This window comes from Rhodococcus sp. EPR-157, from assembly GCF_001647195.1.
Lineage (GTDB): Bacteria > Actinomycetota > Actinomycetes > Mycobacteriales > Mycobacteriaceae > Rhodococcoides.
Genome location: NZ_LVCV01000075.1, coordinates 1 through 3,570, shown reverse-complemented (window position 1 = coordinate 3,570; position 3,570 = coordinate 1). Strand labels below are relative to the sequence as shown.

At 60.4% G+C, this 3,570-nt stretch carries 3 protein-coding genes and 1 pseudogene; 3 read left to right on the top strand and 1 reads right to left on the bottom strand.

Going from position 1 to position 3,570, the window contains the following annotated elements; translation table 11 throughout:
* From A2J03_RS03205 to A2J03_RS03195, 3 genes are all read left to right on the top strand, one after another.
* Positions 1 to 406 (top strand): DUF3533 domain-containing protein (locus tag A2J03_RS03205; protein WP_156520169.1); only part of this gene is annotated, 406 nt, incomplete at its 5' end.
* Complete coding sequence (locus A2J03_RS03200) at positions 375 to 2,111, top strand: tetratricopeptide repeat protein (RefSeq protein WP_197480602.1); 1,737 nt, start codon at positions 375 to 377, stop codon at positions 2,109 to 2,111. The genes A2J03_RS03205 and A2J03_RS03200, both read left to right, overlap by 32 nt.
* 333 nt (positions 2,112 to 2,444) lie before the next feature.
* Complete coding sequence (locus A2J03_RS03195) at positions 2,445 to 3,341, top strand: SDR family oxidoreductase (protein ID WP_068369594.1); 897 nt, start codon at positions 2,445 to 2,447, stop codon at positions 3,339 to 3,341.
* 35 nt (positions 3,342 to 3,376) lie between these two features.
* Here A2J03_RS03195 and A2J03_RS03190 read toward each other — a convergent pair.
* Positions 3,377 to 3,570, bottom strand: a pseudogene (locus tag A2J03_RS03190) (short-chain dehydrogenase); the annotation flags it as partial.

Below are 3,570 nucleotides of genomic sequence, written 5' to 3'. Positions count from 1 at the left end.
GCCGTCGCCTCACTCGTTCGCGTTGTACCTGTTCGGAGTGTTCGTGATCATCGCAGTCGGTATCACTGCATTGTCGGTGATGTCGGCGTTCGGTACAGCCGGGCTGCTCATCAACCTCGTGGTGTTCATCGTTCTGGCTCTGCCGTCCTCCGGAGGCACCTTGCCGCTCGAAGCCAGCCCGGCGCTGTACGGCTGGCTGGCGCAGTTCGAACCGATGCACCAAATCTTCCTCGGCACCAGATCTATCCTGTACTTCAACGCACGACTCGATTCCGGACTTCTGCATGCTGTTGTGATGACGGGAGTCGGTTTGCTGGTCGGTCTGGTCGGTGGACTGCTGTTCACGCGACTGTACGACCGCAAAGGCTTCGATCGTGCGCCATCTACCGGCCGAATCGAGGCGTGACAACGTGGACGACTACTACGACTTGGGAAGCCACTCCCGACGGATCACAACTTCGGTTCCCGATGCGCAAACCTGGTTCGACCGAGGGCTGGTGTGGTCGTATGCGTTCAATCACGAGGAGGCAGCGAAGTGCTTCCAGAACGCGATCGATGCCGACCCGTCCTGCGCGATGGGCTATTGGGGATTGGCGTACGCACTGGGACCCAACTACAACAAGCCTTGGGAGTTCTTCGACGACGCCGATCTGACGACGACCATGGCTCGTACTCACAGTGCCGTCGACAAGGCCGCCGAGTTGCTCGGAGATGCTCACACGATCACGGAGATAGGACTCGTCAAGGCGCTGCAGCACAGATTCCCCAACGATCGAAGCGAACACTCTGAGCAAACGCCCTGGGCTGTGTGGAATGTCGAGTACGCCGACGCCATGCGCGAGGTCTACCGCATCGAACCCGATGATCTGGACGTCGCGACGTTGTTCGCAGATGCACTGATGAACCTGACTCCCTGGGAGCTCTGGGATCTCCGCACCGGCGAACCGACGCCGGGCTCGTGCGCAGTGGAGGCCAAGTCCGTCTTGGACCGCGCGCTCGAATCCGACCACGGTCGTGTACACCCGGGAATACTGCACATGTACATCCACCTCATGGAGATGTCCGGCGTACCCGAACAGGCATTGGTCGTTGCAGACAGACTGCGCGGACTGGTTCCCGATGCCGGCCACCTTCACCACATGCCGTCGCATCTGGATGTTCTGTGCGGCGACTATCGCCGCGTCGTCAGCGCGAACACGGACGCGATCGTCGCAGACGAGAAGTTCCTGCACCGTGCGGGACCGATGAACTTCTATACGCTCTACCGCGCCCACAACTACCACTTCAAGATCTACGGGGCCATGTTCCTCGGGCAATCGGCGGTTGCCGTAGACACCGCAAGCCAGCTCGAAGCCGCTATTCCGGACGAACTGCTCCAAGTCGAAAGTCCGCCGATGGCAGACTGGCTCGAAGGTTTTCTGGCAATGCGCGTTCATGTCTACATCAGATTCGGTCGCTGGCAGGACATCATCGACTTGCCGATGCCCTCGGACGACAGCCTGTACTGCGTCTCGACTGCAATGCTGCACTACGCGAAAGGCGTTGCATACTCGGCAACGTCACGGATCGAATCAGCGGAACGCGAGAGTGAATTGTTCGCAGCCGCACTGACACGAGTCGCTCCGACGCGAATGCTCTTCAACAATACCTGTCTCGATATCCTGGCTGTCGCCGCTGCGATGTTGGAGGGCGAACTCGAATATCGCAAAGGTAACTACGACAAGGCCTTCGACGCCCTGCGCCGATCGATCGAGTTGGACGACGGTCTACCCTACGACGAGCCATGGGGATGGATGCAGCCCACTCGACATGCGTATGGCGCCTTGCTCCTCGAACAGGGGAATATAAAGGAGGCGGCGGCGGTTTACCGTGCCGATCTCGGACTCGACGCTACTTTACCTCGGGCACAACAGCATCCGTCGAACGTGTGGGCTCTTCACGGCTACCACGAATGCCTCCGAATACTCGGGCGCGACGACGAGGCCACAATTGTCGGACAACAGTTGAAGCTTGCCGTTGCGATGGCCGACGTACCGATCGAGTCATCGTGCTTCTGCCGGCTGACCGCACCACCGAACGAAGAATCGGAAGGTCACTGCTGTTCGGTGTGACCCGCTAGCGTCGCTCCCCCGCCCGCACCGAACGACTCATTCGGTCACCCGAACGACCGGCCGCGCAGGTTCCAGCCCCGGCACGCGTTGCAACTTGCGCGCGGGCTGAAAGGTGCGCGTCGCTCCCCCGCCCGCACCGAACGACTCATTCGGTCACCCGAACGACCGGCCGCGCAGCTTTCCGAACACATTCGACGGACGGAACCAGGCGTCGGGTCCACCTGAATTGGAACCGTCACCGACGCGGTATCGGTCCCGCGGACGCATGTGGAGCGCAGTTCGATTGCAATCGGAATCGGCGGGTATCACTCAACCCGACGATAGGACATCCATATGGCAGACCAACATCACATAAGCGATCCCCAGAACGCGTTCCCGATGCCTGACCGCGCTGGTCAAGCGGAAATCCCGCACCCAGGCTTGACCGCAGATCTTGTGTCGGCACCTGATCACGGGGAGGACAGCTACCGGGGCTCCAATCGCTTGAGTGGCCGCAAGGCGCTCATTACAGGCGGCGACTCGGGAATCGGCCGAGCTGTAGCCCTCGCATTCGCGCGAGAGGGCGCCGACGTAGTCATCACGTATCTAGAGGCGGAGGAAAGCGACGCCCGAACAACGGTCCAACTGATCGAGGCAGCAGGCCGGTCGGGAACGGCAGTACCATGCGACGTCCGAGACGAATCGCAGTGCTCACGTCTTGTGACCAGCGCGTTCGAAACCATGGGCGGGTTGGACATCGTAGTCAACAACGCTGCTTTTCAGATGGCTCAGATGGGCGGCATCGCAGATATCACCACCGAACAATTCGACCGCGTACTCAAGACCAATCTCTACGCACTGTTCTGGATCTCGAAGCAGGCCTCCGCGATCATGATGCCCGGTGCGACCATCATCAATACCGCATCCATACAGGCGTCCAACCCGTCACCGGAGTTACTCGACTATGCAACGACGAAGGCAGGAATAGTTGCTTTCACCAAGGGATTGGCGGGAGATCTTGCCTCACGCGGCATTCGGGTCAATGCAGTAGCGCCAGGACCGATCTGGACACCGCTCATTCCCGCGACGATGCCCTCCTCGAAGTACGAGAACTTCGGTGAAGCCGTGCCATTGGGCAGGCCGGGACAACCCGCGGAACTCGCACCCGCGTACGTGTTTCTCGCGTCTGGAGAATCCAGTTACATAACGGGCGAGACGATCGCAGTTACCGGTGGCACGCCGTTCAATTGAGCTGCCGCAGAAACGTAGTCGGCCAAGCCTTGGCGTCAGCCACGTCCCATGTAGGGCATTCGGTTGGCCATGATGGTCATAGTGGGGACCGAGACGTCGAGTGGCAATTCGACGAGATGCGCGACGGCGTCGGCGACGTGGATCGGATCGAAAGTGGGTTCCGGTCGGGTCGAACCGTCGGCTTGCCTGGCCGAGTGTGCGAACCCTGCCGTCATGTCGGTGGCAGCGT